Below are 4196 nucleotides of genomic sequence, written 5' to 3' on the forward strand. Positions count from 1 at the left end.
TCTTTTCCCCCACTTCAGCTGATGGCTGACAATTACCGATAATTTGCCAACGCTCCACTGTGGACAGTCGCCAAGCTTCTCCTTGATGGTTAAAGGCGGTCGCTTCCAAACCAATCAGCCGATGAGATTGATCCAAGTGGTCTTTATGAAACCGAATCTGTAACAAAATACTTCGACTTTGGAAGCGTCTACTCCAGCCAGGGAAGTGAAAACCAATGTCAATGGAGTTAGGATCCACCAGTTCTCGGGTTTCCGGGTCATTGGTCCAAGGCTTGAGGTCAGCCTTGGCATCAGGGAATTCAGACTTAAACAAATTCACAACAGCCGCAATTTTGGTGGTGACTTCTAAGCCGATTGCTTGTTCAGCTGCGTTCACGCCTAATCTCCTATGGTTAACTGCTAGTTAGTAACGTAATTTGTATCTTTTTATTACAACCTAAGATAAATCTACCCAATTATTTATAAAAATTTATACTTTTAGTGTAAAATTTAGTAATTTGATCAAAAGAAGAACCAAGTGTTCCAGGGTAAGCGCAAGAAAAATGAACTCATAATATGCTAGGGGAACCGATGTCAGAATAAAGGTTTCCAATGGTTCTTGGCTTCGATTCCCCCGGGTTACTCAACTCGAACAAGTCGGCAATCCTTGCCACTGCTGCCTGCTACTGATTGTCAACAAGTTCAGCAGGCACTGATTGATCCACGAGGGAAAAAAGGGGCTAGATATGTAGTGATGAAATAGTGATGAAAAAACTAATTAATTTCAGCTTGACCCTAATTTTAGCCTTGGCTATCAGTCTTCTAGGAATAGGAGAAGCATTGGCTACAGAGCTAAAGGTTGCACTGTATCCATACGTTCCTCGGCTTGAGCAATTCCAAACAGCAATACAAGCTGAATGGGATTTGGTTGAACCAAACGTTCCCTTGAATTTCGTTCCTTCGGAGGATTGGGATGGGGGTTACTCGAATAATCCTCCTGAAGATGCAGATGTTTATGTATTCGATGCCATGTTTTTCGACTACTTTCGCAGTAAAAACTGGCTCGAACCGATACAGGCTAGTGAAATCGACAACTTGGAGGACTTCGTTGAATACGCAATAGATGGGGTTAAGGTAGGTGGGGAGTATTACGCAATTCCCCAGCTTGGTTGTGCAAATATCTTATTTTATAGACAAGATGATCCAGCGATTGCCAATGCAACGAACCTAGATGAAATTCAGAGTGCTTTGTCTTCATGCACCTATACCAGCGAGATTCCCCCCGATATTCGGGGCATGATGCTTGATATGGCTGGTGGCACGACAAATGCTACTCTTTACCTAGACATTGCCCATAGCTTGACTGGAGAATATCCCTTCCCATTGCCTGAGAATGAATGCCAACTTAACTCCCAGGCGATAGACAACATGCAAGAGTTGCTAGGGATGGCAAGCTATGAGAATGCAACGGATTCTATGGAGCCCAAGCAGCAGCCCTACCAGCAGGCAGAGTGGTTTAGTAATGATTGGGGACGTGCACTCATGGGCTATACAGAAGCGATGTCAAACATGAGTGAAAACACACGGCAAAACATTGGCTTCAAGGTCATGCCGTTATCAGATCAAGATCAATCCTATCCAGAAGTTTTCTATGCTGATGTGATTGGTGTAAATACTACAACTAAAAACAGGGGGACACGTGACTTTGCTGTAAAGCTAGCTAATACGATGGCAGCCTCCACAACGATGATTGCAAGTATTGGAGCAGATGCAAGTCATCCCTATCCCCAGTATCTTATGGCCACTCGTCCCAGCATATTCCAGACTCTTGAGCAATCGTTCCCGCTTTATGGTGATATGTTTGGGCTCATCCAAGGTCAGAATATTATTATGTTCAAGGTGAATGATCAAAGCCGTAGCTGGCTAGGGAAAATGAAAAACACGATTCGTGAGAAGGCTAGGGAGAATTATTCTTGCGGCTGTGATTATCCAGCTATCGAACCTATTCTCAATAACACTTATGCTCCTGAGATTTGTGGAGATACATGTGCCGACCATGGCGCTTTTTGGAACGGTCAGTGGACCAATGCATACCCAGCTGCACAAGAAACATCTGTATGTGGTTGCAACACATGCCCCTTGCCATAAAAGTCTGGCACCTGAGTCCTCACTTGTCTAAATTCCCACTCAGGGGTAAGCTCATATAGCAATCCGAGCTGAAAAGTGAACAGTCACAGTTCTTACTCAAAACTCAGCACTCAGGACTGACGAACTATTTTCAAGGGAAGTATTGTTCACAAGTCGATCAGGATTGCCACACGACAAGCAACAGCGTAAAGGCAAAACAACCGTGTCCATCAGTGAACAATCTATAGAAGTCGGGTCTTGGGAATGGTTCTATCGGGAAGCTAAAGCCGTTGGCGATAGTAAACCAGTGCCAGTAGTACTGCTTCATGGCTTGCCATCCCAGAGTTTTTGCTGGTGTGAGATCATGCCAGATTTAGCTAAAGTAGGGTACGATGCGATCGCACCAGATTGGCTCGGTTCTGGATTATCCGCAAAACCGGATCGGCTTGACTTTCCTTACACACCAGATGCGTTCATTGAAGCCTTAGGCGATTTCCTTAAACAGCTGGAAATCGAAAGGTTTTCCTTAGTTGTCCAAGGCTTTCTCGCCTCAGTGGGACTTCAATATGCCTTGCGTCACTCAGACCAGATTGAGCGTCTAGTGATTCTCAATACACCTGTCTCGTCGGCTGCCAAGTTACCCAGCAAGATGCAGCAATGGGGATGGCCATTCATCGGAGATATGTTAACCCAAGACCCCCTGTTAGTTGACCGAAGTCTGGAAGGGGGGTCTCGCTATCGCATTGAAGACAAGTATTTAGATCTCTATCGCAAGCCTTTCCTCAAAAGCTCCGATCCTGGACGTTCTCTGGTAGCGACAATCAAGAATATCCAGATGAACAAGTGTATGGCAGAAATTGAATCAGGTTTCCGCAACTGGGACAAACCAACCTTAATTGTTTGGGGACTCAAAGACCCTTGGCTTCCGGTTGACCAAGCTGAGCAATTTGCTAATCAGCTTAAGAATGGGGAATTGGTGAAGCTGGAGGAAGCTGGACATTACCCTCAGGAGCATTGGTCGAAGGAAATTAGTGAAATACTGGTGCCGTTTCTAAGACGCAAAGCTTGAATTTTTCAGTATCCGTGGCAATTAAACGATGTCGCGATCAGCAGCAAATTCTAGGCAAGCTTTAATGTCTGTTTCGGTCAATTCTGGAAAGTCATCGACAATTTCGGCGTGAGACATACCAGCTGCTAGCCAGCCTAAAACGTCATCAACTGTTATGCGCATCTGTCGAATACAAGGTTTACCACCTCGCTTATCCGCTTCGGTGGTAATAATATTGCGATCGCTCATTGGAGTTTTAGGGAGTAGGGAGTAGGGAGTAGGGAGTAGGGAGTAGGGAGTAGGGAAGAGTAGAAAAGAGAGCCAAAGATTTTTTAGTACTATAAATCACATTTTGTTTTATGATAGCTTGGTAGAATATCTTGTGATCAGGGTTGGCGAATTTATTTCATCATTACTTAGCTTAAGCCTTAGTCAATATTTCCATCAGTAACGATTGCTGAACTAGTAATATAGTCTTATTTGACTTGATTTTAATTAAAACTAAAAATCCGTCATGATCGAGAAATTAATAATTGTTATCCCAATTATTAGCTTTTACCATGATACCAATCAATTTGATATTCTCAACTTCAAACCAATTCTAATTTTTGTATAAACTTGTTAATCTGACATTTATACAGCTCAGATACAAGCTTGAGAAAGGCAAACAGCAGTCAGTAGCTTCTACCTGAGCAGCTCGTGAATTAATTAGTATGTCGCCAACCAAGATCTTGCTGAAAGTAGTGCTTGGGTTGGTAAGCTTTGATGCAATCAGTGGTCAAGGTGCCCTATTGGGTATTAAACTTTTCGTTTGATGTGACCAATATTGGGTTATAGTACTTGACCAAAAATTTTGGGTTTAAAGCCCCGTTATTATAGGACGGCTTTTAAGTAAAGTGTGATAGAATAAACATGTAGCCTAGTACAGGCAGGAAAAGTCGGTACTGCCAATTTAAAACAACGACGTAAAGCGATACTAGTACACGAGGAGCGCGCATACATCGCCAAAACGCATGGATCTTAACAGATACCGAAACCCCAG

The 4196-nt window shown here is 43.5% G+C and carries 4 protein-coding genes; 2 read left to right on the forward strand and 2 right to left on the reverse strand.

All coding sequences use genetic code 11. The features are described 5' to 3' along the window. On the reverse strand, positions 1-376 hold a 376-nt coding region (locus F6K20_RS26855), incomplete at its 3' end, for a Tery_1686 family protein (RefSeq protein ID WP_287296679.1). 368 nt (positions 377-744) lie between these two features. Between F6K20_RS26855 and bcmE the strand changes: the two genes are divergently transcribed. Beyond that, complete coding sequence (gene bcmE, locus F6K20_RS26860; RefSeq protein ID WP_008185449.1) at positions 745-2127, forward strand: thiamine pyridinylase; 1383 nt, start codon at positions 745-747, stop codon at positions 2125-2127. Between the two features lie 202 nt (positions 2128-2329). Then, a complete protein-coding gene (locus F6K20_RS26865) occupies positions 2330-3175 on the forward strand; it encodes an alpha/beta fold hydrolase (RefSeq protein WP_008185446.1) in 846 nt (281 codons plus the stop codon). Between the two features lie 21 nt (positions 3176-3196). Here the strand turns inward: F6K20_RS26865 and F6K20_RS26870 are convergent, their stop codons facing one another. Beyond that, on the reverse strand, positions 3197-3403 hold the full coding sequence (locus tag F6K20_RS26870) for a DUF433 domain-containing protein (RefSeq protein WP_008185444.1): 207 nt from the start codon (positions 3401-3403) through the stop codon (positions 3197-3199). Positions 3404-4196 lie beyond the last annotated feature (793 nt).

This window comes from Moorena sp. SIO2C4 (assembly GCF_010672485.1).
GTDB lineage: Bacteria > Cyanobacteriota > Cyanobacteriia > Cyanobacteriales > Coleofasciculaceae > Moorena > Moorena producens.